Genomic DNA, 25,878 nt, shown 5'->3' with positions numbered 1-25,878 from the left:
CCCCTGTTCCGTGTACTCCTACCAATGACACCCGCCGAGCCGCTCGGCGATCATCGATGCCACCACCAGCCCCAGGGAGCACCGCAATGCCGCAGCAGATCGCCGTCGTCACCGGAGCCGGCACCGGAGTGGGCCGCGCGGTCGCACTGGAACTCGCCCGCTCCGGCTGGCGGCTCGCGCTGGCCGGCCGCCGGGCCGAGCCGCTGCACGAGACCGCCCGGCTGACCGGCGCCCCGGCCGCCGTGATCCCCACCGACGTCACCGAGCCGGCCGCCGTGGACGCCCTGTTCGCCGAGGTCGCCGAGCGCTTCGGCCGGCTCGACCTGCTCTTCAACAACGCCGGCAGCTTCGGCGCCCCGGTCCCGCTGGAGGACCTGTCCTACCAGGACTGGCGCGCCGTGGTGGACCTCAACCTGACCGGCGCCTTCCTCTGCGCGCAGGCCGCCTTCCGGCAGATGAAGGGCCAGCGCCCGCAGGGCGGCCGGATCATCAACAACGGCTCCATCTCGGCCCACGCGCCCCGCCCCGACTCGGTCGCCTACACCGCGACCAAGCACGCGGTCACCGGCCTGACCAAGTCGCTCTCGCTCGACGGCCGCCCGCACCGGATCGCCTGCGGCCAGATCGACATCGGCAACGCCGCCACCGACATGACCGCCGCCATGACCACCGGCGTCCCGCAGGCCGACGGCCGGATCGCCCCCGAGCCCACCATGGACGTGGCCGACGTCGCCCGCACCGTCCGCCACATGGCCGAGCTCCCGCTGGAGGCCAACATCCAGTTCGCCACCGTGCTGGCCACCACCATGCCGTACATCGGCCGGGGCTGACGGACCGTCAACCCCGGGCGCGGAGCTCCGGCAATGGCTCCGGTGACGCTCCGTCAGATCGCGTCCGGGCCGCGTTCGCCGGTGCGGACCCGGACCACGGTGTCGACCGGGACGGCCCAGACCTTGCCGTCGCCGATCTTGCCGGTGCGGGCGGCCTTGACGATCGCCTCGATCACGTGTTCGGCGTCGTCGTCCGGCACGACGGTCTCCAGGCGGACCTTCGGCACCAGGTCGACCCGGTACTCGGCGCCGCGGTAGACCTCGGTGTGGCCGTGCTGGCGGCCGTAGCCGGAGGCTTCGGAGACCGTCACGCCGTGCACCCCGAGGTCCTGGAGGGCGGCCTTCACGTCGTCCAGCTTGTAGGGCTTCAGGATCGCGGTGATCAGCTTCATACCGCGTGATGGTAGGCGCTCGGGGTGGCCGGGCGCGGGAACCGTCCCGCGCCCGGCCACCGGGTCGGTCAGGGCTGGACGAAGACCGCCACGGTGCGCGCCGGGACGCTGAAGGTCCCGGTCGCCGGGTCGAACGCGGCCCGCTTGACCACCGGGTCGGTGCCACCGGCCTGGGCCGGGTGCAGCCGCTCGGTGGTGCCGCGCAGGGCGGGCAGCTGCTGGGCCTGGGTGGCCGGGGTCGCGTTGAAGACCACGGTCAGGCCGTGCTCGGCACCGGGCAGCCCGGTGCCGTCCAGGTGCATGGTGATCACTCCGGGGGTCTGGCCGGCCGTGCCGGAGAGCGGGAAGCTCAGCCGGCGCTGCACCTCGGCGGCGGTGGACAGGGCGAACAGCGGCGAGGACTGCTTGATCGTCAGGAACTGGCGGTACTGCTCGGCGGTCGCCAGCACCTGGTCGCAGCCCATGGTGAGCGCCGGGTTGTCCAGCAGGGACTTGTCGGTCGGCCACATCGACCGGTTGCCGGCGGCCGGCGGCAGGCCGTGGTCCCAACCGGTGCCACTCGCACAGCTCCAGTGGATCGCGTTGAACCAGTCGCCGGAGTCGTAGGAGTTGCTGTCCAGCGACTTGGAGCGGAGCAGGTCGCTGCCGGCCACCGCGAAGCCGGGGCCCTCGGTGAGCGCGGTGAGCGAGAGCCCGAGGGCCTGCATCCGGGCCCGGTCGGCGGGGCTGGTGGTGGTCGGCAGCTTGTAGGCGAGCGCGTCGAACAGGTCGGTGTTGTCGTGCGCGTCCAGGTACTCGACGGCGTCGCCGGGGTTGGCGGCGTAGCCGGTGGGCGAGCCGTTGTAGTCCACCTGGGCGCCGGTGACGGTCTTTCCGGAGCTGTCGGTGAAGGAGTAGCCGGCCAGGTCGCCGGTCAGGCCGACCTGGATCTGGTCCGTCTGGTGCAGCAGCGCGGCCTTCTGCTGGTCCGCCGTCCCGTTGGCGGGGTCGCCGTTCGGGTCGGTGTAGAGCCCGGAGGCGAAGCCCTGCTGCGGCGCGGAGGAGAGCGTGAAGTTGCCGCCCCGCCCGGCGTCCCGGATCCGGTCGTCGAAGGTCGCGATGCCGGTGCCGGCCATGTGCTGCTGGGTGGCCTGGACGAACCGCGCGTCGTTCGCCACCACGCCGAAGTTCCAGCCCTCGCCATAGAGGAACTCGGCGGCGCCGTCCACCCCGTCGTGCTGCGGGGTGAGCCGGTGCAGCGCCGACTGCACGTCCAGCATGGTCGACTTCGGGTCCAGGCCCATCAGGTCGAACCGGAAGCCGTCCACCTTGTACTGCGCGGCCCAGGTGGTCACCGAGTCCACCACCAGCTTGTTCATCATGGTGTGCTCGGGCGCGGTGTCGGCGCAGCAGCTGTCCGTGGTGACGGCGCCGGTGTCACTGAGCCGCTGGTAGTAGCCGGGCACGATCCGGTCCAGCACCGAGTTCGGATCCTGGCCGGCGGCGGCGGTGTGGTTGTAGACCACGTCCAGCACCACCCGCAGGCCCGCCTGGTGCAGCGCCTGCACCATCTGCCGGAACTGCACCGTGGGCTGCATCCCGCTCGGGTCGGTGGCGTAGGCGCCCTCGGGGACGGTGTAGTGCCGCGGGTCGTAGCCCCAGTTGTAGGCGTCCTGGGCCGACACCTTCGCGATGCAGTCCTGCTGGGCCGGGCCGTCCTTGGGCAGCGCGGCCAGGTCGCAGGGCGGCAGCTGCTGGTCGGCGGCCGGCGGGATCGAGGCGATGTCGAAGGTGGGCAGCAGGTGGACGGTGGTGACACCGGCCTCGGCGAGGTCCTTCAGGTGCTGCATGCCGGCCGACTGCGGGTCGGTGAAGGCCAGGTAGCTGCCCCGCTCGGCGGCCGGCACGGTGCTGTCGGCGGACGAGAAGTCACGCACCTGCAGCTCCTGGATCTGCTGCTTCGTGGGCGGCACGGGCGGCGGGGCCTTGGTCTGGTCCCAGCCGGCCGGCTTGGTCGAACGGTCCGTCAGGTCGGCCACCAGGCTGCGCCCGGCGTCCGGTGACAGGCCGACCGAGTAAGGGTCCGTCACCTGGTTGGTCACCAGCTGCTGGATGCTCGGCGCCCAGACCTTGACCTGGTAGGTGTAGTACTTGCCGTTCAGCTGCTTCTTGTCGGCAGTCAGCGACCAGACGCCGGTGGCGTCGTCCCGCTTCATCGCCACGGTCTTCGGGCTGCCGCCGGTCGGGCCGTCATAGAGCTGTGCCGAGACGTCCTGGGCGGTCGGCGCCCAGACCGCCAGGGTGACCTTGTCGCCCTGGTAGACCGGCCCCAGCGCGGCCTTCGCCGCCTTGCCGCCGTACAGGTCGTCCAGCACGCCCGGCAGTTGCACGCCGGTGGCGGCCAACACCGCGCCGTCGGGCAGGTGTTCGGTGAAGGCCAGCTGGGAGCGCAGGGCCGGCCGCACCCGGGCGGTGTCGCGCTGGTCCACGCTGAACGCGCGGTAGCCGGCCAGGTTGGGGTACTTCTGCCGCTGCGCGGCGGTCAGGCCGCCCGCGACCGGGTTGAGCCGCAGCCAGTAGCCCTGCTTGCTCAACACGCCCTTGTCCAGGGTGATGCCGCCGGCCGGGTCGTACACCAGCTGCGCGCTGGTGCCGCCGGCCAGCGTGGCGTCGTCGGCGCCGTAACCGGCCGGGACGGCGACGGTGTTGGCGTCCAGCCACTGCGCCTTGGCCGTGCTCAGGTCCAACTGCGCGCTGGGCGTGGCGGTTTCGGGCAGCACGTAGCCCTCGGTGCCGCCGTTGATCCAGACCTCGCGGCCGTTGGCGAGCGGAAGCGACTGGTCGTCGGGCAGGTCCTTGGTGTCGCCGTTGTGCACGATGTAGCTCAGGCTGGTCGCCCCGGCGGCCAGCGGCACCTCGAAGACCTCGCCGAAGGCGTCCTGACGGGCCGGCGGCAGCGGGTGGGTCCAGTCGGTCGGGGTGGCCGCGCCGGTCCAGACGTGCAGGCCCCAGCCGGCGTAGTCGCCGTCGGCCCGGTGGTAGTGGATCACCGCCGTGTTCGTCGGCGGGCTGCTGGTCGGGCCCGGGTCCGCGGTGTACACGGTCGGGTCGCCCTGCTTGACCCAGACCTCGCCGGTGCTGCCGATGTCGATGTGCCGGTCCTGCGCGACGTCCTTGGTGCCGTTGTCCTCCACGATGAACCCGACGTCGGAGGCACCTGGCTTCAACTTGACGTAGGCGAAGGCCCCGTAGGCGTCCCGGCCGACGAACGGGTGCCCGGCGGGCCAGCTGGTCGACTCGCCGTCGGCCAAGTCGCCCCAGGCGTAGAGGTTCCAGCCGTCGTAGTTGCCGTCCGGGCGCTGGTAGTGCACCACCGCGTACTGACGGGAGTCGGTGGTCGGCGGGAGCTGCGGGGCCGGGGTGCCGGTGGTGAAGCTCGCGGTGGCGGCCCGCAGGTGGCCGGCGTCGTCCTGCACCACGGCCTTGTAGCGGACCACGGTGCCCGGCGCCACGCCGGTCAGGTCCTGGGTCACCTTGTCCACACCGGTGTCCGAGGTGCCGAGCAACTGCCACTTGCCGTTGCCGACCTGCGCGGCGTACCCGACCCGGTGGTAGCCGCCGCCGTCCACCTGCGCGGCCAGCGTGACCGGGCCGACGCTGCCGTCGGCCGGCGGGGTCAGCGCGATCCCGGGCGCGGCCGCGGACGGGGCGAGCTTGCCGGCCGCCTCGTAGACCACCGAGGAGAGCGGCGGCACGGTGACGGTCAGCTCGGCGTCGGCACCCGTGGCGAGCCTGCCCCCGGCGCTCGGGTAGATCCGGTCGAAGCCCGTGCCCGCCGAGCAGGTGGGCAGTTGCACGGTCTGCGCGGTCGTCGCGTTGTTGACGGCCACCAGGTACTCGACCTGCTGCTTGGCGTCGATCCGGGAGAACGCGTACACCCCGGGCCCGTTGGCCGCGTACCGCTCGACCTGCGCGCCGTCCTGCAGCGCCGGGTTCGCCGCGCGCAGCTTGGCCAGCTCGGAGATCCCCTGGTAGAGCGGCACGTTGGTGCCGTACCGGTCCATCGAGCCGGCCTGGCCGCCGATCACCGGATCGGCCGCGTACTCGGCGGTCCTGGTGGCGAACATGTCCTGCCGGGCGTCCTTGTCACCGCCCGGGCCGGTGAACCCCTGCTCGTCGCCGTAGTAGACCACGGGTTGACCACGGGTCAGGAACTGCAACTGGTCGGACAGTTGGTCCTTGGCCAGCAGGGTGGCCTGGTCGGCGCCGGGGTTGTCGGCGAGCAGGAAGGAGCCGATCCGGCCCATGTCGTGGTTGCCGGTGAAGGTCGGCAGCTCGTAGGCGTTGCTGTCGGCCGAGGTGTAGCGGTAGTCCTGCGCGTAGAGCGCGGAGAGCGCCTGGGCCGAGCCACCCTGCGAGACGTAGCGGCGGGCCGCGTCCTGGAACGGGAAGTCCAGGGTGGCCTGCAGCTTCCCCTTGGTCACGTAGGGCGAGGTGACCGCCGGGTCCGCGTCGTACACCTCGCCGAACATGAAGAAGTTCTTGTTGCCCTGCTTGGCCGCGAACTGCTTCAGCGCGGGCGCCCACTGCTGCCAGAAGGCCATGTCGACGTTCTTGACGGTGTCGATCCGGAACCCGTCCACACCGGTGGTGCGCACCCAGTCCTGGTAGACCTGCTCGAAGCCGCGCACCACCCGGGGGTCCTGGGTGTCCAGGTCGTCCAGCCCCGAGAAGTCGCCCTCGGTGGCCGACTCACCGGCGAAGGTCGAGTCGCCGCGGTTGTGGTAGAGCGTCGGGTCGTTGAGCCAGTCCGGCTTCTTCACGCCGGGCTGGGTCACCACGGGGGTGTAGGGAAAGGAGTTCGGCGTCAGGTCGGGGTAGTTGGACGCGTGGTTCGCGGCATTGGCGTTCGCTATCGCGGTGGTGTCCACCGGCGCGCCGTTCTTGTCCAGCACCGGGTAGGCGCCGGTGGAGCGGTAGTCGTGGCTCCCCTCGGCGTAGTCGATCACGTCCGCGGTGTGGTTGGTGATCACGTCGAAGAAGACCTTGATCCCGCGCTGGTGCGCCTTCGCGATCAGCTCCTTGAGCTGGGCGTTGGTGCCGAAGTGCGGATCCACCTGGGTGAAGTCGGTGATCCAGTAGCCGTGGTAGCCGGCCGAGGCCGAGTCACCGGTGCCCTGCACCGGCTTGTTCTTGAAGATCGGCGCCAGCCAGATCGCGGTGGTGCCCAGCCCCTTGATGTAGTCGAGCTTGTCGATCACGCCGGCCAGGTCGCCGCCGTGGTAGAAGCCCTTGTCGGTGGGGTCGAACCCGGTGTCCAGCCGGCCGCCGGTGATGCCCCCGGTGTCGTTGCCCGGGTCGCCGTTGGCGAACCGGTCGGGCAGCACGAAGTAGTACTGCTCCCGGGTCAGGTCGTGCCGACCGGCCTGGTCGGCCACCGCCCGGTCGGACGGTGGTGGCGGAGGTGCGGCCGCCGCGGCGAGCGGCAGGGGACCCAGCGCCGCGGCCGTGAGCGCGACCGCGAGCAGCACCCCCGTCCGACTCGGTCTCGTTCGGGTGGTCCTCCGTCGCTGAAGAACGGGCACAGCGGCTCCCTTGCCGGCGTCTCGTCGTGCGGGTGGCGAGGACGCTAGCGGGCTGCAACTACTTTCAGCAAGATGCAGAAAGGCCATTCATCGCCGTTTCCGCCACCCCTTCCGGCCCGACAGCCACCTCGCCGCGCCCGTTGCCGACGCGTAACAATGGAACGCATGTGTGTCCCTCCGTCGCGCCGCAACCGCGCGTCCCGTGCCGACGCACCCCTCCCCGCAGGGGGACGTCACCTAGTACCGCGGGAGGACTACCGGTGACGAATCCACGACCAGAGGATGATCGGACGGCCACGGAACGTCTGGCAGACTCTTCGCCCATGGGGGAATCGACCACTCATGTGCCGGGCGACGACGACGCCCCTACCACCGGCGGCGATTCCGTCCAGGCAGCCGTGGCGGCCCCCGCCCCGGCGGTGGACGGAACCAGCGGCGGCAGCACCGCGGTCAGCTCGCCCGGCTCGCTCCGGCGCCGGATCGCGCTGGCCCGCCGCGGCCCGAAGCGGCCCCGGCTCTGGTTCGAGATCGCGCTGATCGGCGTCAGCTACTGGCTGTACAACATCGTGCGCAACGCCGTGCCCCAGCAGGGCGCGATCGCCCAGCGCCACGCCGCCTGGGTCTGGCGCACCGAGCAGACCCTCGGCATCGCCGTCGAGCGCTCGATCAACCACGCCTTCGACAAGGTCGGTTGGCTGATCACCGGGATGAACTACTACTACGCCACGCTGCACTTCATCGTCACCGTGGTGGTCCTGGTCTGGCTCTACCGCAGCCACCCCGGCCGGTACGCGGCCGGCCGCCTGGTGCTCGCCGTCACCACGCTGATCGCCCTGGTCGGCTTCTACTTCTTCCCGCTCGCGCCACCCCGGCTGATGAACAACGGCGGGTTCGTCGACACCGTGCTCACCCACCACACCTGGGGCTCACTGGCCTCCGGCGCGGCGACCAGCGTGACCAACCAGTACGCGGCGATGCCCTCGATGCACATCGGCTGGTCGCTCTGGTGCGGGCTGACCGTCTTCTGCCTGGCCGAACGCACCTGGGTGCGGGCCCTCGGCCTGATCTACCCGGCCGCCACCCTGCTGGTGATCATCGCCACCGCCAACCACTTCTGGATGGACGCGGTCGGCGGGATGGCCTGCCTCGGCTTCGGGTTCCTGGTGGCCCGGGTGGTGTACCACCGCTGGGCCTACCAGTTCCCGCAGATCCCGGCCTCCTGGCAGAGCGAGGCGGCGCTGCCCGAGCAGCGCCCGACCCCGGTCGGCGCCCGGCTCGGCCGCTGAGCCCGCCCGGCCCTCGCGCGGGCACCGCTCACTCGTAGAAGACGTGCTCCACCACCGAGCGGGCCCGCCGGGTCGCCCGCCGGTAGTCGTCCACCAGCTCGCCGGTGTGCCCCTCGCCGTACCCCAGGTACCGGGCCACACCGGCGAGCTCGCGCGCGTCGCTCGGGAAGCTGTCCCCCGGTCGGCCGCGCACCAGCATCACCGCCGCGCGCACCCGGGAGGCCAGCACCCAGGCCTCGTCCAGCACCGCCGCGTCCTCGGCCGCCAGCAGCCCGGCCTCGGCGGCGGCCCGCAGCGCCGGCCTGGTCCGGGTGGTGCGCAGGCCCGGCAGCTCGTGCCCGTGCCGCAGCTGGAGCAGCTGCACCGTCCACTCCACGTCCGCCAGGCCGCCCCGCCCGATCTTGGTGTGGGTGGTCGGGTCGGCGCCGCGCGGCAGCCGCTCGCTCTCGATCCGGGCCTTGATCCGGCGGATCTCCAGCAGGTCGCGCTCGGCCAGGCCGGTCACCGGGTAGCGCAGCGGGTCGATCAGCTCGGTGAACCGGGCGCCCAGCTCGGCGTCGCCCGCCACCGGCTCGGCCCGCAGCAGCGCCTGGCTCTCCCAGATCTGCGACCAGCGCTCGTAGTAGGCCCGGTAGGAGCCGAGGGTGCGCACCAGCGCGCCCTGCCGGCCCTCCGGGCGCAGGTCGGCGTCGACCAGCAGGGCCGGCTCGGTGGACGGCGCGGCCAGCAGGGTGCGCAGCTCGTTGCAGACCGAGCGGGCCGCGGCGGTGGCGTCCCGGTCGGTGTCCGGCAGCGGCTCGTGCACGAAGAGCACGTCGGCGTCCGAGCCGTAGCCCAGCTCGTGGCCGCCGAACCGGCCCATCGCGATCACCGCGATCCTGGCCGGCAGCGGCTCGCCGTGCTGCTGCTCCCAGCCGGCCGTGCAGGCCGCCAGCGCACCCGCCAGGGTGGCGGCGTTCAGGTCGGTCAGCGCGGTGGAGGCGCGGTCCAGGGCGTCCGCCGCGCCTTCGAATGTCGCTGTGTCGCCGTAGCGGCCCAGCAGGTCGGCGGCCGAGGTGCGGAAGAGCTCCCGGCGGCGCACCGACCGGGCCGCCGCCACCCCGTGGGCCGCGCTCGCGGCCCGGCCCACCGCGGACCGCACCTCCTGGTCCAGGGCGACCCGCCCGCGCGGCTCCAGCCCCTGCGGGTCGCCCAGCATGGCCACCGCCTCGGGCGCGCGCAGCAGCAGGTCCGGGGCCAGCCGGCCGGCCGAGAGCACCCGGGCCAGGTTCTCCGCCGCCTCGCTCTCGTCCCGCAGCAGCCGCAGGTACCAGGGGGTGCGGCCGAGCGCGTCGGAGATCTGCCGGAAGGCGAGCAGGCCCGCGTCCGGGTCGGCCGAGTCGCTGAACCGGGCCAGCAGCACCGGCAGCAGGGTGCGCTGGATCGCCGCCTTGCGGCTCACCCCGCTGGCCAGCGCCTGGAGGTGGCGCAGCGCGGCCGCGGGGTCGGCGAAGCCCAGCGCCTCCAGCCGGGCCCGGGCCGCGTGCTGGCTGAGCGCCGGGGTGCCCGGGGTGAGCAGCGCCTCGCCGCCGGAGAGCGCGGCGACGGCGGTGAGCAGCGGACGGTAGAAGAGCTTCTCGTGCAGCCGGCGCACCTCCAGGGCGTGCCGCTTCCACTCCCGCTGCAGCGCGGCCACCGGGTCGGCCCGGGTGTCGTCGTTGATCATCGGGGCGAGGGAGCGGGCCAGGCTGCGCAGGTCGGCGGGGTCGGTCGGCATCAGGTGGGTGCGGCGCAGCCGGTGCAGCTGGATCCGGTGCTCCAGGGTGCGCAGGAACCGGTAGGCGGCGTCCAGCGAGGCGGCGTCGGCCCGGCCCACGTAGCCGCCCTCGGAGAGCGCGTGCAGGGCGCGCAGGGTGTTGCCGCTGCGCAGCGCCGGGTCGGTGCGGCCGTGCACCAGTTGCAGCAGCTGGACCGAGAACTCCACGTCGCGCAGGCCGCCCGGGCCGAGCTTGAGCTGCCGGTCCACCTCGCCGAGCGGGATCGCCTCGATCACCCGGCGGCGCATCTGCTGCACGTCGGAGACGAAGTTCTCCCGCCCGGCCGCCGACCAGACCAGCGGGGCCAGCTCGGCCACGTAGGCCTCGCCGAGTTCGGCGTCCCCCGCCACCGGGCGGGCCTTGAGCAGGGCCTGGAACTCCCAGGTCTTGGCCCAGCGCTGGTAGTAGGCGAGGTGGCTGGCCAGGGTGCGGACCAGCGGGCCGTTGCGGCCCTCCGGGCGCAGGTTGGCGTCCACCGGCCAGATGGTGCCCTCGGCCGTGCTGTCCGAGCAGATCCGCATCATCGCGGCGGCCAGCCGGGTGGCGGCCTGCAGCGCGCGGCCCTCCTCGACGCCCTCGCGGGGCTCAGCCACGAAGATCACGTCCACGTCGGAGACGTAGTTGAGCTCCCGGCCGCCGCACTTGCCCATGCCGATCACGGCCAGCCGACAGGCGTCGGCGGCCTCCGGCTGCTGCTCAGCGGCCAGCTCCAGGGCGGTGCGCAGGGTGGCGCCGGCCAGGTCGGCCAGCTCGGCGGCGGTCTGCTCGAAGTCGGCGGTGGCGCTCAGGTCGCGGGCGGCGATGGTGAGCAGGCAGCGGCGGTAGGCGGCGCGCAGCGCGTCGGCCGGCGGGGCCGCCGAGTCGCGGATCCGCTCGTCGAGCTCGCGGCGGAACTCGCCGGTGCCGGGGTGCATGTCGCGCAGCTCGAAGGTGACCAGCGCGTGCCAGTCGCGCGGGTGCGCGGCCAGGTGGTCGCCGAGCGCGGCGGAGGCGCCGAGCACGCCGAGCAGCCGGTCGCGCAGCGGCTTGGAGGTGGTGAGCGTGTCGCGCAGCGCGTGCCGGTCGCCCTCCGGCAGCGCCTCCAGCAGCCTGGCCAGGCCGAGCAGGGCCAGGTCGGGGTCGGCGGTGCCGCCGAGCGCGTCGAGGAGGATCGGGTCGTCGGCCAGCCCGGTCAGCGCGGGGGCGCCGAGTCGGCGCACGGCCGCCTCCGGGTCGGTGAAGCCCCGGCGGACCAGGCGGGCTTCCGGGGTGCTGAGCCGGTTTCCGGCGGCGGGCATGGGCCCTCCCTTCGGTTCCTCCGATCATCCCGTACCCGGGGCGCGCGTGGGGCCCGACCGTGTGCACGGTCGGGCCCCGTCGGGGTCGCGCTCAGCGTGGAGTCACCCCGGGTGCCGCGTCAGTGGCGGCGGGTGCGACGGCGGTTGAGCAGCAGCAGGGTGCCGCCGCCGAGCACCAGCGCGGCCGCCGAGCCGGCCAGCACCATGGTGCCGTCGGCGCCGGTGTGCGCCAGCTGGCCCGGGTGGTGCGGGTGCTCGTGGTGCTCGTGGTGCGGGGGCGGCATCTTGCTGGGGGTGGGGGTCGGAGTCGGGGTGGGCGTGGGCAGCTGGACCACCACGTGCGCCTTGCAGCGGGCGTCGGTGGAACCCTGCTGGCAGTCCGTCGACTTCGCCGAGGTGATGGTGTTGTCCAGGAACTTGTCGCCGTAGTACGGGTCGTTGACCTTCACCTGGTAGGTGAACTGACCGTGCTGACCGCTCGTCAGCTGACCGGTCCAGGTGATCGCCTTGGCGGACGGGTCGAAGGTCGCGGTCGGCACCGTCGAGCTGAGCGAGCCGGCCACGAAGGTGGAGTGCTGCAGCACCTGGCTCAGGTCGTCGGTGAGGACCGGGAGTTCGCCCGTCGGGAACTGGTCGTTGCCGGTGTTGGCGTACTGCACCGTGTAGGTGAGCACGTCGCCCGGCATCGCGTGGTCGTGGTCCACCTGCTTGGAGACGACGAAGTTGGGCTCGTCCGCGTCCACGTAGCAGGCGTCGGTGGCCGGGTCCACGTTGCAGGCGGTGATCTGGCCGTTCGCGCCGACGGTGTCCCGCTTCTGCGCGGTGCGGTGCGCCGGGCCGTTCACCGGGCGGCTGTTGGCCTGGGCGAGGTACTGCTCCTCGCGCGGGCCCTGCGGCGGCAGCGGGTTGCTCAGGTCGGTGCCGCCGTGGTGCGGGTAGAGCGCGCGGACGATGTTCACCAGCTCGGTGCTGCCCGGCTTCAGACCCTCGGCCTTGATCGACAGGTGGATGTTGATCGTCGCACCGGCCGGCAGGTCGCCCCGCCAGACGACGAAGGCCGGCGCCCGGAAGCTGACGGTGCCGAAGTCGGCGGTGGCGTCGTAGTCGTAGGCCGACTCGCCGACGATCTGCGACATGTCGTCCTCCAGGCCCGCCTGGCGGGCGCCGGTGAAGTCGACGGTGCCGTCGTTCGTCGCCGTGATCGTGTAGCGGATCGTGTCGGCGGGCTCGACGTCGCTGCGGTCCTCCCGCTTGGACACCACCCAGTGCGGGGAGCCGAGGTTGAGGTGGCAGCCGTCCTCGGTGCCGGTCGGGCAGTTGCTGAAGGACGGGCCGGTCACCGCGTCGATCAGGTGCTTCGGGCCGTTGTCCGGGTTGTCAGCGGTGACGCTGTAGACGATCTCGGTGCTCTGGCCCGGCCGCAGGTCGCCGACCCAGGTGAGGATCGGGGCGTTGTAGCTCAGCGAGCCCCGGCCGACGTGCGCGTCGTTGTCGTAGACGCCGTCCTGCAGGTCGCCGCTCAGGTCGTCGGTCACCACGGCGCCGGTGATCCGCTGGTCGCCGTCGTTGGTGAGGGTGATCGTGTAGGTGACCTTCTGGCCGGGCAGGTAGAAGTCCCGGTCGGCCTTCTTGACGATCTTCAGGTGGCAGTTGCTGCCGTCCCCGTCACCCTCGTCACCGCGATTGCCGTTCTGCTGCACCGGCTGGGACTGCGGGACCGGGGCGGCGGCGGACGGCTGCGCCGGCGCGGACGCGGCCTGCGGGGCGGGGGCGGACGGCTGCGCGGGCACCGACGCCGACGCCGGTGCCGACGCCGGGGCGGACGGCTCGGCCGGGGCCGACTCCGACGCGGGGGCCGACGCGGGGGCCGAGGCCGAAGCCGGGGCGGACGAAGATGCGGACGCCGACGCGGGCGCGGAAGCCGACTCTGAAGCCGAGGCGGACGCCGATGCCTTGGCCGACGGTTCGTCAATCCCCGCGGCCAGCGGGCTCACCGCTGCCGGCTTGTCCGCGTGCCCCGGGTCCGCGTTGGCCGGCAGACCGGCGGCCAACAGCCCACCGCCCGCCGTGCCCAGCGCCACCAACGGCACGATCCAACGACGTACCCCTCTCATCGGCTCACCCACCCACTCCGACGAGCCACTACCTGACGACTACTCACTGAGACTCCCTCAAGACACTGAGCGAACGGTGTCTCAGATCATGAGGAGCCCCACCCTGTTAATCCGATAAGCACGCCGAGTGTCCGCCAGATAACCGTCAGCATTCACCCGGTTCGCCTACCGAGCACCCTCACCCCGTCATGCACCCGCACCGCCGGCGCCCCCTCGCCACTCACGGCATCCAGCATCCGCACGGCGTAGACCTCGGCCACCCGCTCCCGCACCTCGTCCGCCGTGAACCACTCCACCGCCGTCGACTCCGCCGACACCCGCTCGCCACCTCCCTCCGGCTGGCACCGGAACACCAGCGCCACAATCCCGCGCGCCACGTTCTTGTACACCCCGGTCAGCCGCTCGACCTCGACCTTGACCCCGGTCTCCTCGTACACCTCCCGGCGCACCCCGTCCTCGACCGCCTCCGCAAGCTCCAACACACCCCCGGGCAGCTCCCACGCCCCGTTGTCCGCCCGCCGGATCACCAACATCCGACCGTCCTCACGCACCACCACCCCAGCGACGGAGACGGAGTGAAGCGACGGCGTTGACTGCCCATCAGAGCTGCTGCTACTCGTCTTCGGGACTATAGGAGCCGATGAAGCGCCATGACGAACCCCTCCGCCGACGAACTCCCCCACGACCGCGACTCCCACGGCATCCTCTGGTCCCGCATGACCCTCCACCCAGGTCGCGGCCGTCCCGAGTACGGCCGCGTCCACCCGGGCCGCCAGCGCCGCGCGATGCAACGGCTCCTCTGCCAGGTCTGCGGCAAGCCCGCCGACCAGAACGAAGCCGGCACCCTCTGGCTCCTCAAGAACGACCACACCGACTGGCCCGCCTGGCCCGAAGACATGGCCGCCACCCACCCCCCGATCTGCACCCCCTGCGCCGACCTCGCCCCGCGCCTCTGCCCCCACCTGCGCGAGGACCACGTCCTCATCCGGGTCCGCGACTGCTCGGCCCTCGCCATCTACGGCGCGCTGTACCGACCCGCGCCACTGGGCCCGGAGCCGGTCAACGACGTGACCGTGACGCCGGATGACCCGCGCGCCCGCTGGATCCTCGCGGCACAGCTCGTTCGCGCCCTCCGTGGATGTACAACCGAACCATTCACGAGGCGCGAAGTCTGACAATCCCTCGATGGGACACGTCCTCGATTATGGCGTTCGCAAGCCCTCGGAAGCCCTGTCCGCGATCAGCTTGGAGACTCCCGGCGGGGCGCTGTTATCGACTCCGAGGAATTATCAGCGAAGTTGACCACCGACTTGACGGCCTCATCCAACAGCTTGGGGCCCACCGCATTCATCAATTTCAGTCCAAGACGAAGAGTCTTGTATGCCTCGGAGGTGTCTTCCCTCGAAAGACTGTCGACGTCCTTGCGGAGCTGCTGGGCCTTAGCGGCTGGCATATTGGGCATCAGCTCGATGCAGTGCTCGACAAGCGGCCGGTAGGAGGGGGTGAAAGAGATGGGAGCCATGATGGGGGCGACGATCCTTGCCCGTCGGGCACCATGCCTTCTGTCCACACTTTCCTCAGCCACGCGAAGGAAGGCATCCAGAATTGCCCCCGGCCCGAGGAGCTTCACCTTTCCCTCGACCTTGGGATTGGCGAACGAGCTGCGCAGGAACGCCATCGCACCCAGTCCGGAGACAAGAATCTGCAGAATCATGCGCGACTGCTCGTCCTGAGCACCGAAAGATAGATCGAAGGAGCGCGTCAGCCACAGCGCGAGGACAGCGGCGGCAGCATTGATCGCGATGTAGAACCAAGCTCCCCACGCTGCGAATACTCGCATCGGCTCGTCCCTGTATCTACTGATCAGCTCGGAAACACCCACGAGGACTCCGATCGCGGAACAGAGTACGTAGTTCACGCGAGCTCGCCCCCCTTCGAGCTCCGGGCGCTCGGCGCGTCCAGTTTGCGCAGTTCATGCTCGCCCGATTTCAAATAGGCGTCGAGTTCACCTGGGGGGATCCCTTCCTCCAAGGACGGACCCCTGGCGTCCGCGCCACGCGTCGCATCGCGCGGAAGTCCAATTCTCCCGACCAGCATAAGAAGGAGCGGTGGTGAGATACCGGCCGCAATCGCTCCCCCGGGGCCAGCGATCTGACCAGTGGACGCAAGCAGGCTGGCAGCGGTGGCACCGAGGATCACACGGGTCAGGGCGGCCAGCAGGTCGGGGACAGGATCTATGAAACTGGTCCACCTGACACCACTTCCACGAATTCGGCGACTGAACAACCAGTCCCCGACCCGTCGGCCCGTGATCAATAATTCCATGAATAAGATAGAGGCGCTTCCCCATGCAATTGCGCTGATGACGGACACGCATTGCCCCCTAGAATCCGGTCAGGTTATCCACGGATGTGACGCGGATTCTACTCCCACGAGCCTGGCGACAGAACCGGTTCTTCGTGAGTGCCATGCAGCCGGTGCCCGGTGGACGGCTCGGGCTGGGCGGCGGCTTCCGGGAGCGGTGACCCACAGGCGGCCAGGGCAAGTGAACGGCCTCGTGCCAGCGGAATGAAGTCCGCTGGCACGAGGCCTTTCGCTCGCCTGTGTACCGCTCTGACCTGGGCTTACAGCACCTGCAGGTTCTTCCGCAGCTCGAACGGCGTGACCTCGCTGCGGTACTCCTCCCACTCCTGCTTCTTGTTCCGGAGGAAGAAGTCGAAGACGTGCTCGCCCAGCGTCTCCGCGACCAGCTCGCTCTTCTGCATCAGGTCGATCGCCTCGCCGAGGTTCTGCGGCATGGGCTGGATGCCCATGGCGCGGCGCTCGGCGTCGGTCAGGGCCCAGACGTCGTCGTCGGCGCCGGGCGGGAGTTCGTAGCCCTCCTCGATGCCCTTGAGGCCGGCGGCGAGGGTGACCGCGTAGGCGAGGTAGGGGTTGCAGCCGGTGTCGAGGGAGCGGACCTCGATGCGGGTGGAGCCCTGCTTGCCGGGCTTGTACATGGGGACGCGGATCAGGGCGGAGCGGTTGTTGTGGCCCCAGCAGATGTAGGAGGGGGCCTCGCCGCCGGCGCCGGCGGTGCGCTGGGAGCCGCCCCAGATCCTCTTGTACGAGTTGACCCACTGGTTGGTGACGGCGGCGGTCTCGGCGGCGTGCTTGAGCAGGCCGGCGATGAAGGAGCGGCCGACCTTGGAGAGCTGGTACTCGGCGCCGGACTCGTGGAAGGCGTTGCGGTCGCCCTCGAAGAGGGAGACGTGGGTGTGCATGCCGGAGCCGGGGTGCTGGGAGAACGGCTTGGGCATGAAGCTGGCGTGCACGCCCTGCTCCAGCGCGACCTCCTTCATGACCAGGCGGAAGGTCATGATGTTGTCGGCGGTGGAGAGCGCGTCGGCGTAGCGCAGGTCGATCTCCTGCTGGCCGGGGGCGCCCTCGTGGTGGGAGAACTCGACCGAGATGCCCATCGACTCCAGCATGGTGATGGCCTGTCGGCGGAAGTCGTGGCCGATGCCGCGCGGGGTGTGGTCGAAGTAGCCGGACTGGTCGGCGGGCTCGGGGGCGGTGCCGTCGCCGGGGAGGTTCTTCAGCAGGAAGAACTCGATCTCCGGGTGGGTGTAGAAGGTGAAGCCCTGCTGGGAGGCCTTCTCCAGGGTGCGCTTGAGCACGTAGCGCGGGTCGGCGTAGGAGGGCGAGCCGTCCGGCATCATGATGTCGCAGAACATCCGCGCGGTGCCGGGGGTCTCGGAGCGCCAGGGCAGTATCTGGAACGTGGTCGGGTCCGGCTTGGCGATCATGTCGGACTCGTAGACCCGGGCGAAGCCCTCGATCGCCGAGCCGTCGAAACCGATGCCCTCCTCGAACGCCTGCTCCAGTTCGGCCGGCGCCACGGCGACCGACTTCAGGAACCCCAGCACGTCGGTGAACCACAGCCGGACGAACCGGATGTCACGCTCTTCGAGCGTACGAAGCACGAACTCCTGCTGCTTGCCCATGGGGACAGTCTCACCTCTGCTCTTTACGTTCGTGTTACGCATGCGGGGCGTCCGGCCACCACTGCCACCGGACCTGCGCGCGACCTGTCCCCATCATCCCGGATCCCGCACCCGAGGGGCAGTCAGGGGCGGCTGAAGCTACCGCGGACGGGGGCCGCGAGCCCCTCCCCACCCCCCATAGCGTCAGAACGACGATTACACTGGCGGGCATGCCGAACCTCCGCATAGCCCTGGCCCAGGTCGACCCCCGTGTCGGTGACATCGCGCGCAACTGCGACGAAGTGGTGCGCCGGGTCGAGGAGGCGGTGGCGGGCGGAGCCCGGCTGGTGGCGTTCCCCGAGCAGGTGGTGACCGGGTACCCGGTGGAGGACCTGGCGTTGCGCGGGTCGTTCGTGGAGGCGTCGCGGGCGGCGCTGGTGGAGTTGGCCGGGCGGCTGGCCGGCGCGGGGCTGGGCGCGGTGCCGGTGGTGGTCGGCTACCTGGGGCGCCGGCCTTCGAGCGGGGCACCGCAGAACTGCGCGGCGGTGCTGCACCGGGGCGAGGTGGTGCTGCGGTTCGCGAAGCACTACCTGCCCAACTACGGGGTCTTCGACGAGCACCGCTACTTCGTGCCGGGCGACCAGCTGCCGGTGCTCCGGGTGGACGGCGTGGACGTGGCGCTGGCGATCTGCGAGGACATCTGGCAGGAGGGCGGCCGGGTGCGCGCGGCCGGGGAGGCCGGGGCGGGGCTGCTGCTGGTGATCAACGGCTCGCCGTACGAGCGGGACAAGGACGACCAGCGCCTCGCGCTGGTGCGCCGCCGGGCCGCCGAGGCGGGCTGCACGCTGGCCTACCTGAACCTGGTGGGCGGCCAGGACGAGCTGGTCTTCGACGGCGACTCGGTCGTGGTGGCCGCCGACGGCGAGGTGCTGGCCCGAGGCCCGCAGTTCGAGGAGGCGCTGCTGGTGCTGGACCTGGAGCTGCCGGCCGCGCACAGCACGGACGCCGAGGGCACGGTCTACGGCGACGGCCTGCGCCTGGTGCGGGTGGACGCGGGCACCGAGCCGGTGGCCCCGGACGTACCGGCCCCGGCGCAGGAGTTCGCCCGGCTGGACGACGAGGCGGAGATCTACGCCGCGCTGGTCACCGGCACCCGGGCGTACGTGCGCAAGAACGGCTTCCGCTCGGTGCTGATCGGCCTGTCCGGCGGGATCGACTCGGCGCTGGTGGCGGCGATCGCCTGCGACGCGGTCGGCGCGGCGAACGTGCACTGTGTCTCGATGCCCAGCCGGTACTCCTCGCAGCACTCCCGGGACGACGCGGCCGAGCTGGCCCGCCGCACCGGCCTGAACTTCCGCACGGTGTCGATCGCCCCGATGTTCGACGCGTACATGGACCCGCTCGGGCTGACCGGGCTGGCCGAGGAGAACCTGCAGTCCCGGCTGCGCGGCACGCTGTTGATGGCGGTCTCCAACCAGGAGGGCCACCTGGTGCTGGCCCCGGGCAACAAGAGCGAGCTGGCGGTGGGCTACTCGACGCTGTACGGCGATTCGGTGGGCGCCTTCGGCCCGATCAAGGACGTCTACAAGACGCTGGTCTTCCGGCTGGCCCGCTGGCGCAACGAGCAGGCCGGGCTGCGCGGCGAGGTTCCGCCGATCCCGGAGAACACCATCGTCAAGCCGCCGAGCGCCGAGCTGCGCCCGGACCAGGTGGACGCCGACTCGCTGCCGGACTACGACCTGCTGGACACCGTGCTGGACCTGTACGTCGAGCAGGACCTGGGCCGGGACGCGATCGTCGCAAAGGGCTTCGACGCGGCGGTGGTGGACCGGATCGTGCGGCTGGTGGACACCGCCGAGTACAAGCGGCGGCAGTACCCGCCGGGCCCGAAGATCTCGCCCAAGGGCTTCGGCCGGGACCGCCGCCTGCCGGTCACCAACGGCTGGCGCCGCGGGTGACCGCGAGCCTCCAGGGCCTGACGGTGCGTCAGCGGTTGTAGCGGTAGTCGGCGCCGATCGCCCGGTGGTCGCTGCCGTCGGCGGGCAGCACCCAGGACTCGGTGGGCTTCATGCCCCGGCTCATGATCTGGTCGATCCGGGCCATCGGGAACTGGGACGGCCAGCTGAACCCGAAGCCGGAGCCGGCCGAGCCCTGGGCGGAGCGCAGCTGCGAGGTGACGGGCGCCAGGCTGCGGTCGTTCATGGTGCCGTTCAGGTCGCCGAGCAGCAGCACCTTCGGCAGCGGCTCGGCCTGGATCGCGTCGCCCAGCGCCTGGGCGCTGACGTTGCGTCGGCCCGAGGTGAAGCCGCCGTCGAACTTCACCCGCACGGAGGGCAGGTGCGCCACGTAGACGGCCAGCGGGCCCTGCGGGGTGCTCACCTGGGTGCGGAAGGCCCGGGTCCAGCCGATCTTGATGTCCACCACCCGGGTGTCGCTCACGGGGTAGGCGGACCAGAGCCCGACGGTGCCCTCGACCACGTGGTACGGGTACTTGGCGGCCAGCCCCTCGGTGTAGACGGGCAGTGCGGCGGAGGTCAGCTCCTCCAGCGCGATGATCCGGGCGCCGGAGGAGTTGAGCAGTTTCACGGTGCCGGCCGGGTCGTGGTTGTCGGCGTCCACGTTGTGGGTGACCACGGTGAAGTCGCCCTTGCCGCTGCCCTTGTCGGTGAGCAGGCCGCCGAAGAGCAGGAACCACAGGGTGCAGGGCAGCAGCAGCGCGATCAGCGCGGTGGCGGAGCGGCGCAGCAGGGCCGGCACCAGCAGCACCGGGACGGCCAGGCCGACCCAGGGCAGGAAGGTCTCCAGCAGGCTGCCGAAGTTGCCGAAGCTGTCCGGCAGGGTGCGGTGCCAGATGAGTGCGACGGCGACCAGCAGGGCCAGCGCGGCGGTCACCAGGCCGCGGCGCCAGCAGTTGCTCCCCCGGGCGTCCCGGCCCCAGCTCCGCCGCACCCGGCGCCACCAGCGCGGCCGGTCGGCCGCCGAGGCGCCGGGGGCGGTCGGGTCGCCGTCCGGGTCGCCCTCGGTCGGCCGCGGTGCCTGGTCGGCCTGGGTCATGCGGGGGCCCTTTCGTCGTCGTCCGCGCCGTGCCGGCCCGTCGTCCCGGGAGTGACCCGTTGTGACGGGTTCGTCCCGAGATGATGGGATCTTCGGCTCAGCCTATGCGGAGACAGACGCCGGGGCGGGCGGCCTGGGTTCCCGGTTCAGCGCGTGGCGCTCGGCACCGGGCCGCCCAACCCCTCCAGCAGGCTGTCCACGATGGTGGCGGCCAGCTCGGGGTCGTCCAGCGGCCGGTCGTCGTAGAGCACGGCGCGCGACAGCATGGCGCCGGACAGCATCTCGGCCAGCAGCGCCGGGTCGATGTCGGCCCGCAGCTCGCCGTTGGCGATGCCGCGCCGGACCAGGTCGAGCAGCTGCTGGCGGCGCCGGCCGATCACCCGGGTGAAGTAGGCCTCCTTCAGCGCGGGCGTGGTGTGCATCTGCTCCAGCGCCATCTTCAGCACCCAGCGGGAGCGCTTGGCCAGGCCGCGCCGGCGCATGTAGTCGAGGACGGCCACCAGGTCGTCCCGGACGCTGGTGCCGGGCAGCGGCTCGGCGGGCTCGTCCAGCCGGTCGATCATGTCGGCGAGCATGGCGTCCTTGTTGGGCCAGCGCCGGTAGATGGTGGCCTTGCCGACGCCGGCCGCCTGGGCGACCCCCTCGATGGTGAGGTCGCCCAGGGTGCCGCCCTCGGCCATCAGCCGCTCCACGGCGTGCTGGATCGCCAGCTCCGCCGCCTCCGAGCGGGGCCGCCCGCGCCGGGGCGCGGTGCACGGCGGGTCCACGGTCAGCTGGTCGGTGGACGGCGTGGCCTGGCGATCCGTTCCCATGCGGCTATTCTCCTTCGCCCGCTACTCAGTCCATGACCACGGCGACCGGCTGGTCCGTGTCCGACGGCGTGCCGCCCTTCCCGGGCGCGCCGCCCGGGCCGGCGACCCGGGCCGGCAGCAGGAACCAGGCGATCAGCGCGCCGACCATCGTGATGCCGGCCGACAGCCCGGCGACCATGTGCATGGCGTGCAGGAAGGAGTCGTGGGCGGGCTGCACCAGCGCCTGGCCGCGCGGGCCGGCCGCCTGGGCGAGGGCCAGCGTGGACTCGATCGACTCGCCGGCCTTCTCCTTGATCCCGGCCGGCAGCGGCAGCGGGGCGAGCTTGTCGTGGATGCCGTTGCGGTAGACGGTGGAGAGCACCGCGCCGAGCACGGCGACCCCGAGCGAGCCGCCGACCTGGCGGAAGGTGTTGTTGACGGCCGAGCCGGCGCCGGCCTTCTCGCGCGGCAGCGAGCCCATGATCGAGACGGTGACCGGCGGCATCACGTGCGCCATGCCGGTGCCCATCACGAAGCCGATCACCTCCAGCACCCAGATCGGGGTGGACTGACCGAGGATCAGGTAGCCGAGGAAGCCGACCGCGATCAGCGCCATGCCGCCGGCGCAGGTGGCCCGGACGCCGATCCGGTCCACCACCAGCCGGGCCCGCGGCGCGAACAGCAGCTGGGCGCAGGCCAGCGGCAGCATCAGCGCGCCGGACTGCAGGGCGCTGTAGCCGCGCACGCTCTGGGTGTAGAAGACGCCGAAGAAGCTGACGCCCATCAGCGCGAAGAAGACGATGCCGATCACGCCGACCGAGGTGGAGAACACCCGGTTGCGGAACCAGCTGACGTCCAGCGCGGGGTGGGTGACCTTGCGCTCGTAGAGCACGAAGGCGACCAGGGCGAGCACGCCGATCAGGAACGGCACCGAGGCCCGGGGGTCGGTGACCGAGGCCAGGTCGCCGCCCTTGATGATGCCGTAGATCAGCGCGACCAGGCCGATGATCGACAGCAGCACGCCGACCGGGTCCAGCCGGCCCGGATTGGGGTCGCGGGAGTCCGGCACCAGCAGCGACATCGCGATCAGCGCCACCACCACGATCGGCACGTTGACCAGGAAGACCGAGCCCCACCAGAAGTGCTCGATCAGCAGGCCGCCGGTGATCGGGCCGATCGCGATGGCCAGGCCGACCGCGCCGGCCCAGACGCCGATCGCCTTGGGCTGCTCGTGGCGCTCGAAGACGTTCATGATGATCGCCAGGGTGGCGGGCATGACGAAGGCGCCGCCGACGCCCATCACGCCGCGGTAGGCGATCAGTTGTCCCGAGTCGGTGGCGAACGCGGAGAGCAGCGATCCGACGCCGAACACCAGCATGCCGATCAGCAGCGCCTTCTTGCGGCCGAACCGGTCACCGAGCAGGCCGGAGGTGAAGAGCAGTCCGGCGAAGGCCAGGGTGTAGGAGTTGATCGCCCATTCCAGGTCGCTCTGGCTCGCGCCGAGGCCGACCGGGGCCGGGGTCGCGATGGTCTTCATCGCGACGTTCAGGATCGAGCTGTCGAGGACGACCACCAGCAGCGCCAGGATCAGCGTGCAGAGGATCGCCCACCTGCGGCGGTGGATGTGCGGCGGCACGTGGAGTGCGGCGCCGCCTGTGGCGGTGGTCATGCGTGGTGTGTCCCGTCCGTGCGAAGTGGTGCGGCCACTGGTGGTGCGGCCCCTGGCAGGACAGCGAGACGGGAGCGTCTCGTAATCCCCCTGCGACGACTCTACCCGCTTTTTCGATACGAGTCAGTCTCGTATCGAAAACGATGCGGACGGCGCCACTGACCCGTTCCGCGACCCACCCGGCTCTTTGCGCGGCGCACCGGCCGTGCAAGCATGGAGGAGATCCGGGGACGCCACACGGCGCCACGAGACCACAACCCTTCAGGAGCCTGTTCGATGAACGCTTCTCAGTTCTCGCCTGCCCAGACGCCGGAGCCGGCCGCCCCGGCCTCGCCGGACAAGACCGCGACCGGCGGTGGCGGGCACTCCCTCTACGGCGGCGTCGTCAACCGCCGGGTCACCGTCCGCGACCTGGCCGCCGCCAAGCAGCGCGGCGAGCGCTGGGCGATGCTCACCGCCTACGACTCGCTCACCGCCGGCGTCTTCGACGAGGCCGGCATCCCGGTGCTGCTGGTCGGCGACTCGGCCGGGAACTGCGCGCTCGGCTACGAGAGCACCGTGCCGGTGACCATGGACGAGATGACCATCCTCTCGGCCGCCGTGGTCCGCGGCACCAAGCGCGCCATGGTGGTCGGCGACCTCCCGTTCGGCTCCTACCAGGAGTCGCCGGCGCAGGCCCTGCGCAACGCCGCCCGGCTGATGAAGGAGGCGGGGGTCGGCGCGGTCAAGCTGGAGGGCGGCGAGCGCAGCGCCCGCACCATCGAGCTGCTGGTCGAGTCCGGCGTGCCGGTGATGGCGCACGTCGGCCTGACCCCGCAGTCGGTGCACGCGCTCGGCGGCTACCCGGTGCAGGGGCGCGGCGAGGAGGCGGCGCACCGGCTGCAGCGGGACGCCAAGGCGGTGCAGGAGGCCGGCGCGTTCGCGGTGGTGCTGGAGGCGGTGCCGGCCGAGCTGGCCGCGCAGGTGACCGCCGAGCTGGCCATCCCGACCGTGGGCATCGGCGCCGGGGTCGGCTGCGACGCCCAGGTGCTGGTCTGGACCGACATGGCCGGGATGAACCCGGGCCACACGCCCAAGTTCGTCAAGCAGTACGCCGACCTGCGCGGCGTGCTCGGCGCGGCCGCCCGGCAGTACGCCGACGAGGTGCGCGGCGGCACCTTCCCGGACCAGGCCCACTCGTTCAAGTGAGCGAGCCCTTCGAGTAGCCCCCGCTGTCACCCGGTGACAGCGGGACGACAGCGGTGACAGCCGGTTGCCCGGGGCCTGACAGCGGCCCCGGGCAGTCTGGCGTCATGACCACACAGACCGCCCCGGCCCCGAACGACCAGGGGCAGCAGACCGCGGCGCCGGGCAGCAACGCCGTCGAGGCCCGCGGCATCGTCAAGCACTTCGGCGACACCAAGGCGCTCGACGGCGTGGACCTGACGGTCCGCCAGGGCACCGTGCTCGGTGTGCTCGGCCCGAACGGCGCGGGCAAGACCACGCTGATCCGGGTGCTCTCCACGCTGATCCGCCCGGACGCCGGCACCGCCGTGGTCGGCGGCTTCGACGTGCTGCGCCAGCCCCGCCAGCTGCGCCGCACCATCGGCCTGACCGGCCAGTACGCCTCGGTCGACGAACTGCTCTCCGGCTCGGAGAACCTCTACCTGATCGGCCGCCTGCTCGACCTCTCCCGCCGCGACGCCAAGGCCCGGGCCGCCGAGCTGCTGGAGCGCTTCTCGCTCACCGAGGCCGCCGGCCGCCCGGCCAAGACCTACTCCGGCGGCATGCGCCGCCGCCTCGACCTGGCGGCCAGCATGATCGGCCGCCCCCGGGTGCTCTACCTGGACGAGCCCACCACCGGCCTGGACCCGCGCACCCGCAACGAGGTGTGGGACGAGGTGCGCCGGATGGTCGCCGAGGGCAGCACGGTGCTGCTCACCACCCAGTACATGGAGGAGGCCGAGCAGTTGGCCACCGACCTGACCGTGGTGGACCGCGGCCGGGTGATCGCCAACGGCACGGTGGACGGGCTGAAGCGCCAGGTCGGCGGCCAGACCCTGCGGGTCCGCCCGAGCCGCCCGGCCGAGCTGCCCGAGATGGCCCGCACCCTCGCCGAGCGCGGCCTGGCCGCACTGGTGGACGAGCAGGAGGGGCTGCTCAACGTGCCGGTGACCGGCGAGCAGCAGCTGACCGAGGCGATCGGGCTGCTCGGTGGCCGGGGCTTCGGCATAGCCGCCGTGGACACCGTGGTGCCCAGCCTGGACGAGGTCTTCCTCGCCATCACCGGTCAGCCGACCGCCGCCCAGCAGACCGAAGCCACCGAGGAGACCGTCCGATGACCACCGCCGTGCTGACCGCCCCCGCCCCGGCCGGCCCGGCCGAGGGCCGGATACCGCTCACCTCCCACCTGCGCCACATCGGCGCGCTGACCCGCCGCAACCTGATGCGGATCAAGGCCGACCCGGAGTCGATGTTCGACGCCCTGCTCGCGCCGATCATCTTCACCCTGCTCTTCGTCTACGTCTTCGGCGGCGCGATCTCCGGCTCGCAGGCCGACTACCGGCAGGCGCTGATCCCGGGTCTGCTCGGCACCACCGGGCTGAACCTGGCGATGGCCGTCGGCACCGGCCTGTGCACCGACCTGCAGACCGGGGTGATGGACCGGTTCCGCACCCTGCCGATCGGCCGGGCCTCCGTGCTGATCGGCAAGATGCTGGCCGAGGCCTGCCGCAGCCTGGTCGCGCACGCGGTGCTGATCGTGGTCGGGCTGGTGCTCGGGATGACCCTGCCCACCGGGATCCTCGGCGTGCTGGGCGCGGTCGGCCTGTCGCTGACCTTCGGCATGTCGCTGGTCTGGGTCTCGATGCTGCTCGGCCTGACCCTGCGCAGCGCCCAGGCGGTGCAGGGGGTCGGCATGCTGGTGATCATGCCGCTGCAGTTCGGCAGCTCGATCTTCGCGCCGACCGCCACCATGCCGGGCTGGCTGCGGGCCTTCGCCGACAACAACCCGCTCTCCAGCCTGGCGGACGCCTGCCGCCACCTGATCAACGGCGGCCCGGTGGCCCACTCGGCGACCCACGTGCTGCTCTGGTCGGTCGGGATCACCGCCGTCACCGCGCCGCTCGCGGTGCGCCGGTTCATCAAGAAGACCTGACGGA

Annotated in this window: 17 protein-coding genes; 7 read left to right on the top strand and 10 right to left on the bottom strand. The window is 71.7% G+C overall.

Going from position 1 to position 25,878, the window contains the following annotated elements; all coding sequences use genetic code 11:
* Positions 1–86 precede the first annotated feature (86 nt).
* Positions 87–830, top strand: coding sequence for an SDR family oxidoreductase (locus FHX73_RS20960; RefSeq protein ID WP_145906463.1), 744 nt, complete (start codon positions 87–89; stop codon positions 828–830).
* Between the two features lie 53 nt (positions 831–883).
* Here FHX73_RS20960 and FHX73_RS20955 read toward each other — a convergent pair whose 3' ends face one another.
* Positions 884–1,222, bottom strand: a complete 339-nt coding sequence (locus FHX73_RS20955; protein ID WP_145906462.1) for a P-II family nitrogen regulator — start codon at positions 1,220–1,222, stop codon at positions 884–886.
* A gap of 68 nt (positions 1,223–1,290) precedes the next feature.
* Positions 1,291–6,732 carry a pullulanase-type alpha-1,6-glucosidase gene (pulA, locus tag FHX73_RS20950; RefSeq protein WP_246213621.1) on the bottom strand — a complete coding sequence of 1,814 codons (5,442 nt, stop codon included), beginning with the start codon at positions 6,730–6,732 and terminating at the stop codon, positions 1,291–1,293.
* Between the two features lie 377 nt (positions 6,733–7,109).
* On the opposite strand from pulA, the gene FHX73_RS20945 reads away from it, so the two are divergent.
* On the top strand, positions 7,110–8,072 hold the full coding sequence (locus FHX73_RS20945; RefSeq protein ID WP_145906460.1) for a phosphatase PAP2 family protein: 963 nt from the start codon (positions 7,110–7,112) through the stop codon (positions 8,070–8,072).
* A 28-nt stretch (positions 8,073–8,100) separates the two neighbouring features.
* Here the strand turns inward: FHX73_RS20945 and FHX73_RS20940 are convergent, their stop codons facing one another.
* The 3 genes from FHX73_RS20940 to FHX73_RS20930 form a co-directional block, all read right to left on the bottom strand.
* Positions 8,101–11,145 carry a bifunctional [glutamine synthetase] adenylyltransferase/[glutamine synthetase]-adenylyl-L-tyrosine phosphorylase gene (locus tag FHX73_RS20940; protein ID WP_145906459.1) on the bottom strand — a complete coding sequence of 1,015 codons (3,045 nt, stop codon included), beginning with the start codon at positions 11,143–11,145 and terminating at the stop codon, positions 8,101–8,103.
* 119 nt (positions 11,146–11,264) lie between these two features.
* Positions 11,265–12,935, bottom strand: coding sequence for a DUF7927 domain-containing protein (locus tag FHX73_RS20935; RefSeq protein WP_145906458.1), 1,671 nt, complete (start codon positions 12,933–12,935; stop codon positions 11,265–11,267).
* A 476-nt stretch (positions 12,936–13,411) separates the two neighbouring features.
* Complete coding sequence (locus FHX73_RS20930) at positions 13,412–13,891, bottom strand: NUDIX hydrolase (RefSeq protein WP_145908420.1); 480 nt, start codon at positions 13,889–13,891, stop codon at positions 13,412–13,414.
* Between the two features lie 18 nt (positions 13,892–13,909).
* On the opposite strand from FHX73_RS20930, the gene FHX73_RS20925 reads away from it, so the two are divergent.
* Complete coding sequence (locus FHX73_RS20925) at positions 13,910–14,434, top strand: hypothetical protein (protein WP_145906457.1); 525 nt, start codon at positions 13,910–13,912, stop codon at positions 14,432–14,434.
* 65 nt (positions 14,435–14,499) lie between these two features.
* Here FHX73_RS20925 and FHX73_RS20920 read toward each other — a convergent pair whose 3' ends face one another.
* A complete protein-coding gene (locus tag FHX73_RS20920) occupies positions 14,500–15,177 on the bottom strand; it encodes a hypothetical protein (RefSeq protein ID WP_145906456.1) in 678 nt (225 codons plus the stop codon).
* A 706-nt stretch (positions 15,178–15,883) separates the two neighbouring features.
* Positions 15,884–17,245, bottom strand: coding sequence for a type I glutamate--ammonia ligase (gene glnA / locus FHX73_RS20915; protein ID WP_145906455.1), 1,362 nt, complete (start codon positions 17,243–17,245; stop codon positions 15,884–15,886).
* 209 nt (positions 17,246–17,454) lie between these two features.
* Between glnA and FHX73_RS20910 the strand changes: the two genes are divergently transcribed.
* Complete coding sequence (locus FHX73_RS20910; protein ID WP_145906454.1) at positions 17,455–19,182, top strand: NAD+ synthase; 1,728 nt, start codon at positions 17,455–17,457, stop codon at positions 19,180–19,182.
* Positions 19,183–19,210: 28 nt separating this feature from the next.
* Here the strand turns inward: FHX73_RS20910 and FHX73_RS20905 are convergent, their stop codons facing one another.
* The 3 genes from FHX73_RS20905 to FHX73_RS20895 form a co-directional block, all read right to left on the bottom strand.
* The gene (locus tag FHX73_RS20905) at positions 19,211–20,278 is read right to left on the bottom strand and encodes an endonuclease/exonuclease/phosphatase family protein (protein WP_211786228.1); all 1,068 of its coding nucleotides are present in this window, start codon (positions 20,276–20,278) and stop codon (positions 19,211–19,213) included.
* A gap of 146 nt (positions 20,279–20,424) precedes the next feature.
* Entirely contained in the window at positions 20,425–21,090 is a 666-nt protein-coding gene (locus FHX73_RS20900; protein WP_145906453.1) for a TetR/AcrR family transcriptional regulator, read from the bottom strand.
* A gap of 25 nt (positions 21,091–21,115) precedes the next feature.
* The gene (locus FHX73_RS20895) at positions 21,116–22,738 is read right to left on the bottom strand and encodes an MFS transporter (protein WP_211786227.1); all 1,623 of its coding nucleotides are present in this window, start codon (positions 22,736–22,738) and stop codon (positions 21,116–21,118) included.
* Between the two features lie 276 nt (positions 22,739–23,014).
* On the opposite strand from FHX73_RS20895, the gene panB reads away from it, so the two are divergent.
* The 3 genes from panB to FHX73_RS20880 all read left to right on the top strand — a co-directional run bounded on the left by panB (position 23,015) and on the right by FHX73_RS20880 (position 25,874).
* Positions 23,015–23,926, top strand: coding sequence for a 3-methyl-2-oxobutanoate hydroxymethyltransferase (gene panB / locus FHX73_RS20890; RefSeq protein WP_145906452.1), 912 nt, complete (start codon positions 23,015–23,017; stop codon positions 23,924–23,926).
* 104 nt (positions 23,927–24,030) lie between these two features.
* Positions 24,031–25,059 carry an ATP-binding cassette domain-containing protein gene (locus FHX73_RS20885; RefSeq protein ID WP_145906451.1) on the top strand — a complete coding sequence of 343 codons (1,029 nt, stop codon included), beginning with the start codon at positions 24,031–24,033 and terminating at the stop codon, positions 25,057–25,059.
* Positions 25,056–25,874 carry an ABC transporter permease gene (locus tag FHX73_RS20880; protein ID WP_145906450.1) on the top strand — a complete coding sequence of 273 codons (819 nt, stop codon included), beginning with the start codon at positions 25,056–25,058 and terminating at the stop codon, positions 25,872–25,874. Before FHX73_RS20885 ends, FHX73_RS20880 begins: the two co-directional genes overlap by 4 nt.
* Positions 25,875–25,878: the final 4 nt, after the last annotated feature.

Origin of the sequence: Kitasatospora viridis (assembly GCF_007829815.1) — a bacterium.
In the GTDB taxonomy this organism is placed as follows: Bacteria; Actinomycetota; Actinomycetes; order Streptomycetales; family Streptomycetaceae; genus Kitasatospora; species Kitasatospora viridis.
Note: the sequence above shows the minus strand (reverse complement) of the source record. Positions and strands in the feature narration are given on the sequence as shown.